The sequence below is a fragment of the Mucilaginibacter corticis genome (genome assembly GCF_007558865.1).
Taxonomy (GTDB): Bacteria; Bacteroidota; Bacteroidia; order Sphingobacteriales; family Sphingobacteriaceae; genus Mucilaginibacter; species Mucilaginibacter corticis.
In genome coordinates this window covers 491164-509779 of the sequence record NZ_VLPK01000002.1, presented here as the reverse complement: position 1 = coordinate 509779, position 18616 = coordinate 491164, and the positions used below count along the sequence as shown (strand labels likewise).

At 40.6% G+C, this 18616-nt stretch carries 17 protein-coding genes; 5 read left to right on the top strand and 12 right to left on the bottom strand.

Annotation, left to right across the window (positions count from 1 at the left end; translation table 11 throughout):
- Positions 1 to 14: 14 nt before the first annotated feature.
- On the bottom strand, positions 15 to 1211 hold the full coding sequence (locus FO440_RS12900; RefSeq protein WP_144248680.1) for a redoxin domain-containing protein: 1197 nt from the start codon (positions 1209 to 1211) through the stop codon (positions 15 to 17).
- Between the two features lie 183 nt (positions 1212 to 1394).
- On the opposite strand from FO440_RS12900, the gene FO440_RS24445 reads away from it, so the two are divergent.
- Positions 1395 to 1616, top strand: a complete 222-nt coding sequence (locus FO440_RS24445; RefSeq protein ID WP_186292660.1) for a YdeI/OmpD-associated family protein — start codon at positions 1395 to 1397, stop codon at positions 1614 to 1616.
- 92 nt (positions 1617 to 1708) lie between these two features.
- Here the strand turns inward: FO440_RS24445 and FO440_RS12890 are convergent, their stop codons facing one another.
- From FO440_RS12890 to FO440_RS12880, 3 genes are all read right to left on the bottom strand, one after another.
- Positions 1709 to 2467, bottom strand: coding sequence for a hypothetical protein (locus FO440_RS12890; protein WP_144248678.1), 759 nt, complete (start codon positions 2465 to 2467; stop codon positions 1709 to 1711).
- 165 nt (positions 2468 to 2632) lie between these two features.
- The gene (locus tag FO440_RS12885; protein ID WP_144248677.1) at positions 2633 to 3022 is read right to left on the bottom strand and encodes a VOC family protein; all 390 of its coding nucleotides are present in this window, start codon (positions 3020 to 3022) and stop codon (positions 2633 to 2635) included.
- 452 nt (positions 3023 to 3474) lie between these two features.
- Positions 3475 to 4761, bottom strand: a complete 1287-nt coding sequence (locus FO440_RS12880) for a citrate synthase (RefSeq protein ID WP_144248676.1) — start codon at positions 4759 to 4761, stop codon at positions 3475 to 3477.
- Between the two features lie 162 nt (positions 4762 to 4923).
- Between FO440_RS12880 and FO440_RS12875 the strand changes: the two genes are divergently transcribed.
- On the top strand, positions 4924 to 7743 hold the full coding sequence (locus FO440_RS12875; protein ID WP_144248675.1) for a PAS domain-containing hybrid sensor histidine kinase/response regulator: 2820 nt from the start codon (positions 4924 to 4926) through the stop codon (positions 7741 to 7743).
- A 238-nt stretch (positions 7744 to 7981) separates the two neighbouring features.
- On the opposite strand, the gene FO440_RS12870 is transcribed toward FO440_RS12875, so the two are convergent.
- Positions 7982 to 9229: an ABC transporter permease gene (locus tag FO440_RS12870; protein WP_144248674.1), complete on the bottom strand. Its 1248-nt coding sequence runs from the start codon at positions 9227 to 9229 to the stop codon at positions 7982 to 7984.
- A gap of 267 nt (positions 9230 to 9496) precedes the next feature.
- Between FO440_RS12870 and queA the strand changes: the two genes are divergently transcribed.
- Together queA and FO440_RS12860 are read left to right on the top strand one after the other, a co-directional pair.
- Positions 9497 to 10546 (top strand): tRNA preQ1(34) S-adenosylmethionine ribosyltransferase-isomerase QueA, encoded by a 1050-nt coding sequence (queA, locus tag FO440_RS12865; RefSeq protein ID WP_144248673.1) that lies wholly within the window; start codon positions 9497 to 9499, stop codon positions 10544 to 10546.
- Positions 10547 to 10640: 94 nt separating this feature from the next.
- On the top strand, positions 10641 to 11354 hold the full coding sequence (locus FO440_RS12860; protein ID WP_144248672.1) for a 2-C-methyl-D-erythritol 4-phosphate cytidylyltransferase: 714 nt from the start codon (positions 10641 to 10643) through the stop codon (positions 11352 to 11354).
- 1 nt (position 11355) lies between these two features.
- On the opposite strand, the gene FO440_RS12855 is transcribed toward FO440_RS12860, so the two are convergent.
- The 7 genes from FO440_RS12855 to sppA form a co-directional block, all read right to left on the bottom strand.
- Positions 11356 to 11832, bottom strand: a complete 477-nt coding sequence (locus FO440_RS12855) for a SixA phosphatase family protein (RefSeq protein ID WP_144248671.1) — start codon at positions 11830 to 11832, stop codon at positions 11356 to 11358.
- Positions 11833 to 11844: 12 nt separating this feature from the next.
- Complete coding sequence (locus FO440_RS12850; protein WP_144248670.1) at positions 11845 to 12477, bottom strand: porin family protein; 633 nt, start codon at positions 12475 to 12477, stop codon at positions 11845 to 11847.
- Position 12478: 1 nt separating this feature from the next.
- The gene (locus FO440_RS12845) at positions 12479 to 13447 is read right to left on the bottom strand and encodes a glycosyltransferase family 9 protein (protein WP_144248669.1); all 969 of its coding nucleotides are present in this window, start codon (positions 13445 to 13447) and stop codon (positions 12479 to 12481) included.
- A gap of 9 nt (positions 13448 to 13456) precedes the next feature.
- On the bottom strand, positions 13457 to 13960 hold the full coding sequence (gene rfaE2 / locus FO440_RS12840; protein ID WP_144248668.1) for a D-glycero-beta-D-manno-heptose 1-phosphate adenylyltransferase: 504 nt from the start codon (positions 13958 to 13960) through the stop codon (positions 13457 to 13459).
- 12 nt (positions 13961 to 13972) lie between these two features.
- Positions 13973 to 14527, bottom strand: coding sequence for a D-sedoheptulose 7-phosphate isomerase (gmhA, locus tag FO440_RS12835; protein ID WP_144248667.1), 555 nt, complete (start codon positions 14525 to 14527; stop codon positions 13973 to 13975).
- Positions 14528 to 16204 carry a DNA polymerase/3'-5' exonuclease PolX gene (locus tag FO440_RS12830; RefSeq protein ID WP_144248666.1) on the bottom strand — a complete coding sequence of 559 codons (1677 nt, stop codon included), beginning with the start codon at positions 16202 to 16204 and terminating at the stop codon, positions 14528 to 14530.
- Between the two features lie 70 nt (positions 16205 to 16274).
- Entirely contained in the window at positions 16275 to 18038 is a 1764-nt protein-coding gene (gene sppA, locus FO440_RS12825) for a signal peptide peptidase SppA (protein WP_144248665.1), read from the bottom strand.
- An 89-nt stretch (positions 18039 to 18127) separates the two neighbouring features.
- On the opposite strand from sppA, the gene folK reads away from it, so the two are divergent.
- Positions 18128 to 18607 (top strand): 2-amino-4-hydroxy-6-hydroxymethyldihydropteridine diphosphokinase, encoded by a 480-nt coding sequence (gene folK, locus FO440_RS12820; protein ID WP_144248664.1) that lies wholly within the window; start codon positions 18128 to 18130, stop codon positions 18605 to 18607.
- Positions 18608 to 18616: the final 9 nt, after the last annotated feature.

Below are 18616 nucleotides of genomic sequence, written 5' to 3'. Positions count from 1 at the left end.
AGCGACATAAAAGGCTATCTCTTTTCTGTGAACCTATACACAGGTACTTTTTGCTTAACTAATGTTGCTTTTATGCCGTAAGCATTAAAAGAATCTATCATATTTTGAATATTATCAACTTTTATGGTCAGCGACATTTTATCGTCCAAAATATTATCTTTTTTAGTGACCACAACTTTTTGAAACTGTGCCTGGATAGCTCTTGCTAAGAGATGGAAACGTTGATTATCAATAGCCGCGTATGATGCAGAAAAAGAATTGCGGCTAATATGAGGCAAATCGGTAACAAACTTTTTCAAAATTTTCTTATCGACAACTTCCAGTTGTATGGCATCCATTAAACTGTCAGACACCGTATATTCTACATTCAAATGGTTAAGGATAGCTTTAAGAACCTGTTTCGCTTCTATTTTTCTTTGGCTTTTGTAACAATATGAGATATAAGATTTTGCTATCCTATCCGGCAATATCACCTGATTTTCGGCAATATCCAAAAAGGTTGATAAACGGTAGGCCAGACCGTCAGAAATGAGCAATTCGTTATAATAACTATCACTATGCTGGTTAATAAAGGTCCTGCTAACCTGGAATAAAGAAAGCGTCATATTAAAATATTCAGGCAGATCCTGATCTTTATAATAGGTTGCATATCGATTGGTTAAAGCTTCGTACATCTTTTCGGCTTGTGTCGGCGCTGAAGGTATAATTGTCGTTACTACAGGTGAAGTCACCCTTCCATCCAAAATATCGCTAATTATTTCGTTGGTAAGATCTCCCGGATTCCCTATCCACCGAATGGTGTTTTTATCGTCTATCACCACACAAAATGGTATGTCCTTTATATTGAAATCATCAAATGTTTGTCGCGTTTCATCTGAAACAACTGTCGAAGAAAAATCAACCCTGTTTAATAATGCTTTTACCCTATCTTCTTTTTCGTCTGTTATAGATAAAAACACAAGATTAGTTCTTGCTTTATTTTTGTTAGCCAGGTTATTCATGTGCGGCACAGATTCTAAACAAGGCGCGCACCACGTCGCCCAAAAATCAATAACAATAAACTTTCCGCTTAAATCTTTGGATTGAGGCGCATTTTTGATCCAGTTGGTAATATGTATTTCGGGCGCTTTGTCGCCTGTTTTGACCTGGGCCAAAGTTGTAAATGGCGCAAAAAAGAGAACAACTACTAATAGTAAATATCTTTGAGGCATGATGTGATGATTAGGTTTAAATTGGGGAGAATTAATGTAAATATAGTAATTCTTAAAATAGAAACTTATTTTCACACTACTACTGGCCGAAATTTAGCGGAACCTAAATCGTATCATAATATTGTAGCATTCTGCCTGCAAACAAAAATCATTACCTTAGGCTTTATACAATACCAAAACGCCATGTTAAAAAAAGGAGAACATATTGAAGGCACACCTGCCGAATTACAGGTATTGCTTGATACAGATGCCGAAGCTAAGGAGTTTTTTGAGGGTCTTTCAAAATCATACAAGCAAGGTTATTGTGATTGGGTAGGCTCTGCCAAACAGGAAGAAACCCGTAAAGTAAGGGCTGATAAAGCCATGATCATGCTGCGCAATAAGCAGAAAACATTAAAGACTTAACCTTACTCATTATTTGTCTACCCTCATAAACAACAAGACCCGTTACCAAAAAATAACAGGCCTTGTTGCATTTAATCTACTTACACAAAATCTTATCTGTCTCTTTTATCGTGGTGTTCAAAGCCGCCCCATTTGCCGCATAGTTCCACATTGGCTTTTACAGCATTATAAATATTGGTATTGCTGGCATTGCTGATAACTATGGTGCCGTTGGTGCGGGTTGCTGCATCTAATGCGGCGGCAGCGTTGTTACCAATTAACCGGGTCAGGTCAAGCTTAGTTATTGCGGCAATGTCTGTAGTACCATCTACCGTTACATTTTCGGCTTCGACTTTTATCAATGCATCATCATTAAAATCAAACTCTATCGGGGTTACCGTTCCGCTTTGCGATGTATAATTACCCTTTAAGGTTAACGGTATATCACTGCCCGAGCTTTTAACAAATAAAGCCTTTACTTCAATTTCATCATATTCGCCCGTCGCAATAGCAGCGCTGATGGTTGTCGGGCTTAGCGCAAACAGGTCAATACTTGTTAAATTACGCGATTTGATCTCAATTTCGGTACCGTTCTTTTTGGCTTCCAGTTTGAAAGCGCTCACGTTGGCAATGCCCGATGTCCAGGTAATGCCTGCCGCAGCTGCATTTGCAGCCAGGCTGTTGGCGGTTAGGCCGCTGTTAGTGTTTACACCTACCGGGCTAAGCTTTCCGCTTGCACTTAAGGCGAAGGAGATTTGTGTATCGGCACTGTTTGACGGAGATGCCTTATCCCCTTTTTTGCAGGCGCTGAAGATGGATACCAAGCCCAACGCATAGCAGCCAATAATGATGTGGTTTAATCTGATATTCATAATAATTAAGGTTGTTATTTATAATGAATACGGTAACAAACACCACGATGGTTGCTTTAACTAATAAATTATTAACTAAAAGCTTCAATAATTGACCAACAAAGTAGTTTTAAGATAATTGTTTGCGAGATTTGGCAGCTATTGCAGCACGAAAAATGAGTTTAATCAACCCTTAGGTGTACCGAAAAACAAAACATAGCCATCAGCATCACTTACTTCAAAACCGCGCAGGCCATCACTGTTGTCATGGATCGGTTTCTTAAAGGTGACACCGGCCGAACTAAATTCTTCAAACAAAGCATCAGGGTCTTCTACAGAAATATACGCGTCCCAGGGAGCCCATTCGTGCCTGGTATGGTTGGGAATGGGTTTTACATCGTCGGCAATTGCCTTCAGCATGATAGAGACAGGCCCGCGGCCCACCATGGCCCAATACGGATCATCATCGGGCCCGGTGTACCATATCTCAAAACTCAATTTATCGACATAATAAGCTACCGAATCTTTCAGGTTAGAAACAATGAAAAATAGTGTGATGAAATTGAGTTTTGACATTACCTATTAAATTAATACATATAAAAAAAAGACTAAAAGCAGACTAATGGTAATGACCTGCTAAGGCAAGAAGTCAAGGAATTTTCGTATCTTTGAAAGAAGCAAAAGCATCATTTCTTTGCTGACATTCCGCTGCACTAATTTAATTTATTTTTCACCGATTTCGGAACATCGTTCATTAATTTTTACACAAGTATCTGATTTACTTTAATTTAAGTAAAAAACCTACTACCGACATAAAGCCACATAACTGAAAAATAGCTTTTTTTACTACCGGCATAAAGGCCGATGCCCGATAAACGCATTTTTTTACTACCGGTAAAATGGTTCATACCCGATAAAGGCATTTTTATACTACCGGCAAACAAGCCAATACCCGTGTGAATTAAAAAACACAGCGCAACAAAAAAGCCCCCGGAAATCCGGAGGCTTTGTATAATTAGCAAGGTTAATTACCTTTTGTCTATCTCAACATATTCCCTGTTAACAGCGCCGTTGTAGATCTGGCGCGGACGACCAATAGGTTCTTTGTTTTGCTTCATTTCTTTCCATTGCGCGATCCAGCCCGGTAAACGGCCCAGCGCGAAAAGCACGGTAAACATATCCGTAGGGAAACCTAAAGCACGGTAAATAATACCTGAATAAAAGTCAACGTTAGGATATAGCTTGCGTTCAACAAAGTAAGGGTCTTTCAAGGCAACTTCTTCAAGGCGTTTGGCAATTTCCAAAACCTCGTCGTTAATGCCTAATTTTTCAAGGATATCGTCGCAAGCCTTTTTGATGATCTTGGCGCGTGGGTCAAAGTTCTTGTAAACACGGTGACCAAAACCCATCAGGCGGAAAGGATCGTTCTTGTCTTTAGCCTTGTTGATCCATTTGTCGGTGTCGCCACCGTCCTCTTTGATCTTCTCCAGCATCTCGATAACAGCCTGGTTAGCGCCGCCATGCAGCGGGCCCCAAAGCGCAGAGATACCTGCAGATACAGAAGCATAAATATTAGACTCGGACGAACCTACGATACGCACTGTAGATGTAGAGCAGTTTTGCTCGTGATCAGCATGCAGTATCAATAAGGTATTCATGGCACTTACCACTACCGGGTCAATCACAACGTCTTCGGTCAGTTGCCCAAAGGTCATGTTCAGGAAATTGGTAACGTAGTCATATTTGTTCTGCGGATACATCACCGGGTGGCCCAATGATTTTTTATAGATCCACGATACTATGGTAGCCATCTTGCTCAGCATTTTAACAATGCTCAGGTTCAGCTCTTCCTTAGTTTGGTTTGATTTTAATGATTCCGGGTAAAATGCAGATAATGAACATACCAATGATGACAACTGCCCCATAGGATGTGATTTTGACGGAAAGCCATCAAAAAACTTCTTCATATCCTCATGCACCAGCGTATGGCGGCTTATCTCGTACTGAAAATCTGTTAACTGTTTGGTAGTTGGCAGGTCGCCGTATATCAACAGGTAAGCTACCTCAATAAAAGTTGACTTTTCGGCCAATTGTTCAATTGCATAACCGCGGTATTTAAGTACCCCAAGCTCACCATCTAAAAAGGTGATACCGCTTTGGGTTGCACCTGTATTTTTATAACCGATATCAAGAGTTACAAAACCACTTTGATCTCTCAATTTTGAAATATCAATTGCTTTTTCTCCTTCCGTACCCTCAATAATCGGAAGATCATATGTTTTATCACCTATTTTTAATTGCGCTGAGCTTGACATAGAAAGAATTTAGTATATGCAACAAATATATGTAAATCTGCGTATATATTCACCTTAAACTAAGGTTGTGTAATTGTAAAAAAATTGTCTTATAAACTAAACTTAATTCAATGAACTACATTTTTTTATTAGCACCTTGACATAATTATTGTATATTTATCAATGACATTCCCCGACGTTAATGTTTTATTAATCCCCGTCTATTATAGCGTAGGTTTGCCCCTGATAATCCTGGTAGCAATGGCACTTTTTATGCTGCTTACCTATAAACATTACATCAAAAAGGCTGTAAAAACATACATCGATCAATTACCCGATAGCCCAAAACAACTTAACTCGCTTATTAATTCATTAAACGACATTATTTTTGAGTTTGATGAAAATAAAGTTTGCCTTAACGCCTGGTTTAATGAGTTTACCGAACGTGTGGTAGACCCAAGATCATTAGTTGGCAAAAAACTGGAAGATCTGTTAGGCGAAGAGCGTTCTGCTAAATTTAATGTAGCGCTTGATTATGTTATTGCCCACAAAGAAACTACGTCTATCGAGTATATTTCTGATTATGGCACAGGCAAATGGCTAAAGGCACATTTCACCCCTGTGTTTGACCGCGATCGTAATTATACACATCGCATATCTGTTTCGGTATCTGATATATCTGAGCAAAAAAGCTATGCCGACGAGTTAAAGGAAAAAGAACACCTGCTGCTTGAAGCACAAACCATAGCCAAAATTGGTAACTGGTTATATGACAGCACAACAAAAGGCCTTTTTCTGTCAACCAATTTGCTTTTAGTTTTAGAAACTGAAGATATATCTGACGATAGCGATAAATTAAAAAGCTATTTAAGATTGGTACATTGGGATGATCGCGAAGGCTGCTCACAGTTCCTTTCCTCAGTAGCTACTTCTACAGAAAAGGAATACGAGCACCGCCTTATCACCCCTACCGGAAAGTTGAAGTACATCAAGATCATAATTGGCAATAAAGAGTTTCATGATGATGGCAGGCTGAAAAGAATAGTAGGCATTATACAGGATGTTACTGACGTCAAATTATCAGAAAAAGCCATAAAAAGGGGGCGGTCTGAATTACTTGAAGCACAAAAAATAGCCAAGATAGGTAACTGGAACTGGGACCTTACAACAAACAAAATATCATGGTCTGACGAGATTGCCGCCATCTTCGAGGTCGCGCCCGAGGTGGTTGTTCATTTAGGTGTCCGGCGTTTACTGTTAACATACATCCACCGCAATGATAAATTCATTTTGCAGCACTTATTTAAAAGTGCTACCATAATCCCTAATTATACCTGTGTGCTTCGTATAATTACAAGCAGCGGCAAAACCAAATATTTGAGTGTTATTGTGGGCAACGTGTTAAAGGCAGAGAATGGCATCGCACGTAAAATAATAGGCACACTACAGGATATTACGGCACGTAAACAGGTAGAGATAGATTATAAACGTACAGAGAATAAGTATAAGCTGGTATTAGAAACCATTAAACTTGTCGCGATATCGTTGGATAATCAAGGTAATATTATTTTTTGTAACCAGTACCTTGCCAATTTGCTGGGGTATGACCAAAAAGAAATAATTGGTATGCACTGGAGCGATAACTTTATTCCTAAAGAATGTAAGCAGGAAATCAGCGAAATGATCACCGAAAACGCAGTTCCTCAACATTATATCAACCCAGTTCTTTGCAAAAACGGAACTGAACGGGTTATTAGTTGGCAAAATACCGTCAGTTATGACGAAAACGGTTTATTAAAGGAAACTACAAGTATCGGCGAAGATATAACCGATCAGCAAAAAGCAACAAAAGAGCTTATTTTTGCCAAAGAAATGGCCGAAAAGGCATCAAGGTTCAAGTCTGATTTCCTGTCGATCATGAGCCATGAGATCAGAACACCTATGAATGCGGTTTTGGGTACAACTAATTTATTACTGCTTGATAACCCACGGCCCGAACAACTGGAATATCTGAATATCCTGAAATTCTCGGGCGAGAATCTGCTGGCCATTATTAATGACATTCTTGATTATAACAAAATTGAAGCAGGTAAACTTGAACTTAACCAGTTGAAATTCAATATCTGTGCGCTTGCTAAAAAAATAAAGCAAACTTTTACCGCGAAAGCTGCCGAAAAGAAATTAAAACTGACCTTGTCGCTGGATGAGAAAATTCCCGAATTTATAATTGGCGACCAGATGCGTCTTAGCCAGATCTTAAATAATTTAATAGGCAATTCGGTTAAGTTTACCCATAGAGGTCGGATCTCTATTGAATTAAAAGCCGAACAAGTTGATGAAAACCGAGCCACGATCAGGTTTACGGTTGAGGATACCGGTGTTGGTATAGCTGCCGAAAATTTAAGCATGATCTTTGATCCGTTTACACAGGAGCCTACCATCAGGAACACCAATAACATTGGTACAGGTTTAGGATTGGCAATAACCAAGCGCCTGGTAAATTTGCATAACAGTGATATTTCTGTAACCAGCGCGCCGGAAGAAGGGACTTCATTTACCTTCAGTATTACATTTGACCGACCTCAAACTGAAGTTAAAAAACAGGCTGCCGATGCTTTCAATAACCCGATGCTTAATTTACAGGGCATGAACGTGTTGGTAGTTGATGATAACAAGTTAAATTTACTTATAGCATCAAAGTTTTTAAAGAAATGGCAGGCCAATGTAGACGAAGCACTAAACGGGCAGATAGCTGTTAACATGGTGAATGATAAAGCCTATGACCTGATCATTATGGACCTGCAAATGCCAGTAATGGATGGTTTTGAAGCCACACAAACTATTAAGAAAACACAGCCTACAATACCAATCATTGCCCTTACAGCAGACGCAATGCCCGAAACTTATGATAAGGCCCTTACCGCCGGAATGAGCGATTACCTGACCAAGCCGTTTGTACCTGAATTATTATTTGATAAGGTGTCAAGGTATTATAGTCATTAGTCATTAGTCATTAGTCATTAGTCATTAGTCATTAGTCATTAGTGGGAATTTTTATGGATTAATGTTGTTTTGAATTATTCTAAAAACTCACTCACTCACTCACTCACTCACTCACTCACTCACTCACTCACTCACTCACTCACTCACTCACTCACTCACTCACTCACTCACTCACTCACTCACTCACTCACTCACTCACTCACTCACTCATTCACTCACTCACTCACTCACTATCCGCCTAATTAGATCTTATAGCTTCTACTGGGTCAAGTTTTGAGGCGAACCAAGCCGGTATGATGCCAGATATGATGCCTATGCCTACTGATGTACCTATACCAATAATTATATTTTTCAGATAAAGCACTACGGCAACGTCTGCTACCCATTTTACAACGAAGGTACCGCCGTAAACTAATAATAATCCTATTAAACCGCCCATCAGGCAAAGAATGATCGACTCTATTAAAAATTGTAACAGGATAAAATAATTTTTTGCGCCCAGCGACTTTTGAATACCTATAATATTGGTGCGTTCTTTTACCGAAACAAACATGATGTTTGCGATACCAAAGCCCCCCACCAGTATAGAAAACAAACCAATAATCAATCCGGCTACGTTGATGATCTTAAATACAATATCCAGTTGGTCTGAAAGCATGGTACTTTCATTTAAAGCGAAATTATCATCTTGCCCCGGCCGCAGGCTGCGGATGGCGCGCATCAGTCCCTTTATTTCTCCTTTTACTTCCTCTATCGGAATGCCGTCTTTACCCCTCACTACTATAGATGGACGATATCGCTCGTTCTGCACATCGATCAAATTGTGCGCGAAATTTAATGTCAGCAGCACTTCTTTATCGGCAGAGATACCCAGCATGTCCTTGCCTTCTTTGGCAAACACACCAATAATGGTAACATAACGGCCCATTACCTTTATTTTTTTGCCGACTGCTGTGCCCCCGGGAAACAGATTTTCGGCAATATCATTACCAATTATGGTAACAGGCGCACCTGTTTGCGATTCCATTTCGGTAAAATACCTACCGTCCTGAAAATCAAAGTTCCAGGTTTTATTATGGTCTTGCGTGGCGGCGTCAACCTGCGCCCCATCCACGGTATTACTGCCATATTTTATGGTACGATTGTCGATACCAATTTCATAAGATATAGCTGCGGCGGTTTGACTGCGGCGCTGCAGCTCGTTAAAGTCTTTTAATTTTGATACCGGGCGTTGCATAAATTTCCACCAGGGATATTCGCCATCTGATACCCAAGGCCATTTTTCTACGTAAACACTGTTGCTACCCAGCTTATTTACACTTTTCTGCAGGTTGTCGCGCAACGTATCAACTGCCGAAAAAACGGCGATAATAGTAAATATACCAATGGTTACCCCCAATAAAGACAACAGCGTACGCAGCCTGTTTTGCCGTAAAGCATCAAATGCAAACAGGAAGCTCTCCCTGAAAAGTTTTAAAAATATCATATGCTGTGATTACACTGATTTTATTTTGATTTCACAGGTGCGCGCAAACTCTCTTGTAAAACCGGTGTTATATCTTAGATGTTTACATTGATGGTAAGTTACACCAATTCATTAATAAGCCTAAAATAAAATATATTTAAAACCAATCGGTGTAAATCAAAATAAATCTATGGAACCATCTACTACTAATGTAACCTATATAATATAATCCGTGAAATCACCAAATATATTTGTACATTTGCGCCCTGAAAATTCATATATATAAGCATGAAATTATCTCAATTTAAATTCAATTTACCTGAATCTTTAATCGCACACTCACCCGCTGCAACCCGCGACGAATCACGTTTAATGGTATTACACAAAGATTCCGGAAAGATTGAACATAAAGTTTTTAAAGACGTATTAGATTACTTTGACGATAAGGATGTTATGATCCTTAACAATACCAAGGTATTCCCGGCCCGTATGTACGGTAATAAAGAAAAAACCGGGGCAACTATAGAAGTATTCTTATTAAGAGAATTAAATAAAGAGCTTCGTTTATGGGATGTTTTGGTTGACCCGGCCCGTAAAATACGCGTAGGCAATAAATTATATTTTGGCGATGACGATCTGTTAATTGCCGAGGTTGTTGATAACACCACATCACGTGGCCGCACTATTCGCTTTTTGTTTGACGGTACCGAAGAAGAATTCCGTCGTAACGTTGAGATATTAGGCGAGACACCACTGCCTAAATACATCAAACGTAAAGCTACTGCCGAAGATAAAGAGCGCTACCAAACCATATTTGCCAAGCACGAAGGCGCTGTTGCGGCCCCTACCGCAGGCTTACACTTTAGCCGTGAGTTGATGAAACGCCTTGAATTAAAAGGTGTTGAATTTGCAGAGGTTACACTACACGTTGGTTTAGGTACTTTCCGCCCGGTTGAGGTTGAAGACCTGACCAAACATAAAATGGACTCTGAACAAATTATTATCGAGCAAAAACAAGCTGATATTGTAAACAGGGGCATTGAGCGTAAAAAACGGATCTGTGCTGTTGGTACAACCAGTATGCGCGCTATCGAATCGGCGGTATCTGCCAGTAAAACATTAAAGTCGGTTAACGACTGGACCAGCAAGTTCATCTTCCCCCCGTACGATTTTAGTATAGCTAATTCGATGATCACCAATTTCCACACACCTGAGTCTACCTTGTTGATGATGGTATCGGCATTTGGCGGTTACGAGCATATCATGAATGCTTACGAAGTTGCTATAAAAGAAAAATATCGCTTTTACAGCTATGGCGATGCCATGCTGATCATCTAATTTCGGATTTCGAATTTTCAATTTCGGATTTAATAAAAAGCCGTTTAGCTAATTACTAAACGGCTTTTTTAATATCATTTTGTAAATTCGAGCCATGATCGAAATCCGAAATTCGAAATCCGAAATTCGAAATCAAAGAAACTACGCCATCATTGTCGCCGGAGGTTCGGGTACAAGGATGCTGTCTGCGGTACCCAAGCAATTTTTATTGCTGAACGGATTACCGGTTTTGATGCATACGTTACAGTCTTTTTATAATTGCGATGCCGGGCCACAACTTATTTTAGTTCTTCCTGCTGCATATCATGATTACTGGGCAGAATTGTGTACAGAACATCACTTTACTATCTCCCATCAGTTAGTAACAGGCGGCGAAACACGTTTTCATTCGGTTAAAAACGGGCTCGAACTGATCCCTGATAACGAAGATGCTTTAATAGCGGTGCAGGATGCTGTACGCCCGCTTACTGATTGCAGGATAATTGACCTTGCTTACAAACATGCCACAAAAAACGGCAATGCCGTAGTGGCTGTTAAAAGCCGCGATTCGATAAGGCAGCTAAAAGGTGATACATCCGTGGCTTTAACCCGTGACAAGATCTACCTGGTGCAAACACCACAAACTTTTCAATCAACGCAGCTTAAAAAAGCATACCAACAGCCTTATCATACTAAATTTACCGATGATGCCAGCGTAGTTGAAGAAATGGGCGTAAAGATCAATTTGGTTGAAGGCAATTATCAAAATATAAAGATCACTTTCCCGGAGGATATAGCAATTGCCGAATTGCTGCTAAAGAGCAAATAAATTAATTTTTCGGTGTATCGTAATAGATCAGTTTCCCTGTTTTAGGGCTTATGGCTTCCCAGGTATTGGTATCAAATTCAACCAAGGCTACCGCGCCGGGCGGAATATCAGGCGAGGTAGATGTTAGGTAGTAAAGTATTTGCTCAATGCCCGGGTTATGGCCCACCAATCCTATAAAATCATGATCGTTGCTTAACTGGTTAATTATGGCAAGCAACTGGCGTTCGTCGGCTTCATAAATACCGGCAATTTCCTCGGCTTTAGGGATAGACAAGTGCTGCGAAAGCACATTGGCTGTACTTAAAGTACGTAAAGCCGGGCTGGTAACCAAAACCTGTGGTACCCACGAATGCTCTTTTAAACGACCAGCCATGATAGCGGCATCCTGCAACCCTGAAGGTTTTAATGGACGTTCAAAATCTACAAATCCTGTTTCATGTGTGGCTTTTGCATGTCTTACCAAAAGTAGCTTTTTCATTGTATTTTGATCTTACTTGAAGAGATATCCTAACCCGATAGAGAACTCCTTATTTTTTACAACAGACGTACCCGCATCTTGTTGCGTCGATGATGCAATATTATTTAATCCAAGCGTATACGCCATGTTAAACGTCACCCTGTTACGAAATTCGAACCCTGTAGAAAAATTAAGACCTGTATCAAATCTTAAGATATCATTGTTTTTGCCGAAGTTCACTTTATCTGATGCTGTGCTGCCGGGAGTTTGATAATCAAATTCGCCGCCTAAACCATCGGCCACATAACCGCCTGCCCCTAAATAAAAAATGCCGAGACTGGTAAATGTAAATTTGCGCAGGATACTTACCGGCACCTCAAGATAAGTTAAATGCGTAGTTGTAGTTAACGCGTCGTTGTAAATAATAGATCCTTTATTGGAGATCCCTAGGCCGGCCTCCAGCCAAAAATCATTTTTTAAAGGTATTTGAGCAATGCCTTTAATATTAAATGTTTTGATTGAGCCTGTAGAAATAACATCTGCATTGGTATACTGCTGGTAAGCAAATCCCCCGGCTATTTTTGCACCAAATATGATCTTCTGAGCATGTACACTCAATGTGGAGATACAAACAACTGCCAAAACAACTATCGCTTTTTTTACCATGCTAATTATTGTTTACGAATTGGGTAATAGGTACTTCAGGAATTTGACGCATACAATTAAAATGTCCCAGCGGACAGGTTGCCAACCCAAATTTTGAACATGGCCTGCAGGATAATTCTATACCCGCCACCAACACCTCTTTTACTTTATAAGGCTGTACCCCCAACAACTCGGGTACAGTACCGCCCCATATAGATACAATAGGGCGCTTAAAGGCTTCGGCGATGTGTGTAAGGCCCGTATCAAACCCTATAATCTTTTCTGCTTTTGATACCAGGTAAATAGATTCGTCGAGCGATGTAACTCCGCACGCGTTATAAACTTTATTGCCCAACGCACTAGCTATAATATCCCCATTCTCTTTTACATCATTGCCGCCCAGTAATACAATAGGCGCGTTGATTTCTTTGCAAAGGCTGATGATCTTTTCGTTAGGCATGCGCTTGGTAAAATGCGTAGCGCCGATAACAAAAGCTACGAAGCTTTGCTGATGCGAAACGGGTAAGAGTTTATCAAGTTGATGCTCGGCTTTGATATAATAATCTATTGGCTGATCATCATTCTTTACGCCTAAAAACTGTACCGTTTTCATGTACCTGTCAACCAAATGAACAGGAGGCACCAATTTTAATTTTAATTTAAGGCTAAGCCATTTACGAATGGTTTGCTTTTTATAAGTGGACGATTTAATACCCGTGCGCAGTTTGATCAGCGTAGTACGCAGATTATTGTGCAGGTCGATAATGTAATCATACTGCTCGGCCTTAATGTCCTTTATCGTATCTGACAGCTCCGGCTTAAGTAAAAGCAGCTTGTCTACATAAGGATTATTGTCGTAAATATATTTGAAGGCTGGTTTTGTGATGAAGTGAACTTCGGCATCCGGCAGCTGTTTTTTAAGGCATCGCACAACCGGGGTTGTGTAAATAATATCGCCCATAGAGCTAAAACGGATAACCAATACCTTCATGCGCTTAGTTTAAGTGCCCGAATTTTTTATTCGTTCAATGATAGATGTTGAAGAATAGCCTTCTACCAGGTCAATCGTTTTTACATCTCCCCCGTTTGCTATTACTTCTTTGGCGCCAACAATATTATCAATGGTGTAATCCGCGCCTTTTACCAGTATATCCGGCAATAACGTTGTGATCAGGTTAAGCGGGGTGTCTTCTTCAAAAATAACAATACCGTCAACGAAAAATAAGGCAGCCAATAATGCGGCGCGGTTAGCCTGATCATTAACCGGGCGGTTCTCGCCTTTAAGGCGCTTAACCGAGCTATCCGCATTTAAACCGACAACTAATTTATCGCCCAGATCGGCAGCTTTTGCCATGTAGGTAATGTGGCCGATATGCAGCAGATCAAACACCCCATTGGTAAAAACCACTTTATCACCTTCGCTCTGCCAAAACGCAACTTTACTTTTTAGCGTATCCAGGTCGGATATCTTATCTAATAGCGCTCGTTCTAAATCTACCCGCATTTTTTCTTTGAATTAAAACAGATCGTCAACAGACTGGCAAAGTATATGGCCTATCAGGATATGCATTTCCTGGATCCGCGCAGTGATGTTTGACGGCACAACGATATTCAGATCGCAAAGCCCGTTCATTTTACCACCGTCACGACCCGACAAGCCCAGCGTATTACAGCCCACTTCTTTTGCCGTAGTAAATGCCCGTAAAACCACCTCACTATTACCGCTGGTTGAGATTCCAATGAACAGGTCACCGGGTTGCGCCAATGCTTCCACCTGGCGGGCAAATACATAATCGTACCCGTAATCATTAGCAATAGCAGTAAGCGCCGATGTATCGGTGGTTAACGCTATCCCCGGCAATGCTTTACGGTGTTTTACAAATCGGCCGCTCAATTCGGCGGCAATATGCTGCGCATCTGCTGCAGAACCGCCATTGCCGGCAATTAAAACTTTATTGCCATTTTTTATAGTTGAAGTGATTAACCGGCATGCCTTCTCAATATCGGGCACAAGTGTGTCAATTACCTTTTGTATTATATCCTGATGATCCTTCAGTTGCTCAATAATCATTTACTTACCGTTCTTGGTTTTAAAAACCTTTGTTATTTCCTGCAATGATAACGCATTCAAACATCTTTCTTTGTACAAGCCACCTTTTCTGGCAACTATTACACCGTAATGCATATCTAAAAACCCTTCGTTACGGTGCGCGTCAGGATTGATAGAAAGCCAAACACCTTTTTCTAAAGCATATTGATGCCAGCGCCAGTCAAGATCCAAGCGCAGCGGATTGGCATTTATCTCAATAACCACATTATTTGCTGCGCAGGCATCAATTACCTTTTTATAGTCAAAAGTATAACCATTGCGACTTAACAACAGTCGCCCTGTCGGGTGGCCTAATATGGTGGTGTATGGATTTTCGATCGCCTTGATCAAGCGCTCGGTGGCTTTGTCTTCGCTCATTTTTAAATTGGTGTGCACAGATGCCACAACAAAATCAAATTTCTTCAGGATCTCGTCAGGATAATCCAGCGAGCCGTCATTCAAAATATCCGACTCGATACCTTTAAATATATGGAAGCCATCCAGCTTTTTGTTAAGATGATCTATTTCTTCCTGCTGTTGTAAAACCCGTTCAATGCTTAATCCTTTAGCATAAAACGCGCTTTTACTGTGGTCGCACATGCCCAGGTATTCCAGTTTCAGTTCGTCGCGGCAATAGATAGCCATTTCTTCAACAGTATTGACACCATCGCTCCAAGTACTGTGATTATGCAGGGTACCTTTTAAATCGTTGTAGGATATTAATTGTGGCAGGTTATCCGTTGCGGCCCGCTCAATAAAGGTTGTACCTTCACGCAATTCGGGTTTTATAAAAGCCAGGCCGGCTTTTTGGTAGATCAGCTCTTCGCTTTCCGGCTGATCGGCATCATATCCCCCACGCTCTAAAACGGCTTTAACGTGTTCGTCGTTCCCGGTTTGAATAAACAGCGTTTTAAAATAGTACCGCTTTTCGACCACCCAAATGGTAACCTTCAGGCCGTTATCAGTTTCGCCGGTGATGTGGCCGTCCTTAGCGCTTGTGTTATTTATGATATCAGACTGTAATATGCTTTGAAATGCTATCTCACAATCGCGGCTGCCTACAACAACTACCAGTTCATTTATAATTTCGCACAAGCGGCGGTATTCGCCGGCAAACTCCATCAGGGTATTGGTGAAAATATCCTTCAACCTGTTCATTACCTTATCGGCCTCAGGCTCAACCTGGGCATACAAAAATTTACCGCTGCTGGCCATCTTAAACTCAATGGCCTTGCGGATATCGTCCTGGGTTTTTAGACCAAAGCCTTTGGCCTCTATCAGCCGGTTCTCATTACAGGCATAAAAGAGCTCACCAACTGTTTCAATACCCATTTCATGCCAAATGATTGCTACCTTTTTAGCACCGATACCTTTTATGCCCATCATCTCAACGACACCTGCAGGCGTTGCTGTAAGTATCTCTTCCAACTCAACCATGGTACCGGTTTGTACCAGTTCAATGATCTTAGCGGCCACGCTTTTGCCTATACCGCTGATCTTTTCTAATTCTTCGAATGATTTGGCAGCCACCGGGTAAGGCAGCTTATCAACATTAAATGCCGCGTTAGCTATCGATTTTATTTTAAAAGGATTAACCTCATGCAGTTCCATGAGTTGTGACAGCAAACGAAGTTTACGGGCTATGGGTTTATTTTCCATAATTAGATTAAGCAGTAAAAATAAGAAAAGGTTTGCTTTAGTTCATAGATACATTACTATGAACCATTATCTATTTCACAACCACATCGTACTCCATTCTTGCCAGCGGGGTACGCATCATAGCGGTAACATTTTTAATTTGCTCGTAAACGCCGTAGTTTTCGCCCAGTTCAGATTTGAGTATTTTGGTTTTCATTTGCACACTTACGCTTTCACTCAACTTATTTAAAACGCTTTTTTGCTCTGGGTAAGCAATCAGTTTGTAGTCTTTTATTTTAGCTTTTTTTGCTGCCGACGCTATGGCGTCATCAATATTTCCTAAGCGGTCAACCAAGCCATTCTGGATGGCTTGCGCGCCGGTCCACACACGTCCTTGCCCTATGCTATTGATATAGGCTTGCGTTTTATGGCGGCCATTGGCAACGGCTTTTGTAAAATCGTCATAACCGCGATTGATCTCGTTTTGCAGGATCGCCCTTTCAGCTAGTGTAAGCGGCCTGCTGGTATTACCCAGGTCTGCATACTGGCCTGTTTTCACACCATCAAACGTCACACCCAGCTTATCATTAAACAGCTTTTGCATGTTAGGCAAAACTGCAAAAATACCAATAGACCCGGTAATAGTATTAGGTTGTGCAAAGATCGAATCGGCAGCGCAGGAGATGTAATAACCACCCGACGCGGCATAATCGCCCATAGATACAATGATTGGTTTTACTTTGTGTGTAAGCATTACCTCGCGCCAAATTACGTCGCTGGCTAATGAGCTGCCTCCCGGCGAATTTACACGCAATACCACCGCCTTTACTTTTTTATCCAACCTTACTTTGCGTAATGCCTTTGAAATAGTTTCAGAACCAATGCTGTTATCATCGCCGTCGCCGCTTGCAATATCGCCCGAAGCATAGACTACCGCTATCCTGTTTGATGAAACTTCTTTATCGTTGTCATCATCGCTTTTTGCATAGTCGCTAATTTCTACGCTGTTAATATCATCTTTAGCTTTCACATTCAACCTATGTTTAAGCTCATCTATCAACTCGTCTTTATATTTTAACCCGTCAACCAGTTTATATTTTAAGGCGTCTTCAGGCTGCTGGATCCGCATTTCGTTGGCGTAATTAAATAAGGAGTCTTTATTTACGCCCCTGCTTTTACCTATACCGGTTAAAAAATGGTCATATAATGAACCCAGGTAAGAAGTTACCTGCAAACGGTTAGCATCGCTCATTTTGGTAAGCACCAAAGGCTCTACGGCGCTTTTAAATGTACCTACTTTAATCACTTGGGCCTCGATACCTAATTTATCCATCGCGCCCTTTAAAAAGGTGATTTGCGAACTGAACCCGTCAAACTCAAAGATACCCCTGGGATTGATATATACTTTATCGGCAACTGATGCCAAATAATAAAAGCCCTTAGTATATACTTCAGCATAGGCAACAATAAATTTGCCTGATTTTTTAAAGTCGATCAGCGCGTTGCGGATTTCTTCGGTAGTAGCCTGGCCAGACAGCATATAGCTTTCGTCAAGAAAGATGCCTTTGATATTATCGTCAGTTTTTGCCTTTTTAATATTGGCAAGGATATCCTTAAGGCCGATAGATTTATCGCCGTCAAGGCCTAAAAAACTTAAATTAGCTAAAGGATTATTAGCCGTACGCTCGGCAATTGGGTATTTTATGCTGATATGTAGAATTGAGTTTGCATCAACCTGCACACTTTTGTCGCCACTTGCTGCAGCTATCATCCCCATAATTACTAAAATTATAATTATGGCAGATAAAATTATACCGACAAAGGTTGCCAGGACAAATTTGAAAAATTGCTTCATTTACTATTATAAATATTTATATCTATGCAAACTTAATAAAACCATATGGCATAATATTAAGAGCAGTATCCATAATATTTGTTACAACAATGAATAACGTTTTTTTATTATTAGGCAGCAACCTTGGCGACAGAAAGCAATCTTTGCAGCAAGCCATTATGCATATTGCGTATGATATAGCGCCAACCATCAAAATATCATCGGTTTATGAAACAGCATCATGGGGAAAAACTGACGAGCCTGACTACCTGAATATGGTTATAGAGTTACAAACAGAACTATCTGCAGAAGCTGTACTCGAAAAAATATTAAATATTGAAAACGTTATGGGGAGAACGCGGGACGAGAAGTGGGGGGCGCGTATTATCGATATTGATATATTATATTATAACTCGGATATTATTGAAAAGCAGGGCTTACATATCCCTCACCCTGAATTACATAATCGTCGTTTTACCCTGGAACCGCTGGACGAAATAGCGCCGGACTACGTCCATCCGGGACTAAACAAAACCAACCGGCAACTTAAAAAAGAATTGAAAGACGACTTAGTTGTAAAAAAGTTATAAATTTGAATG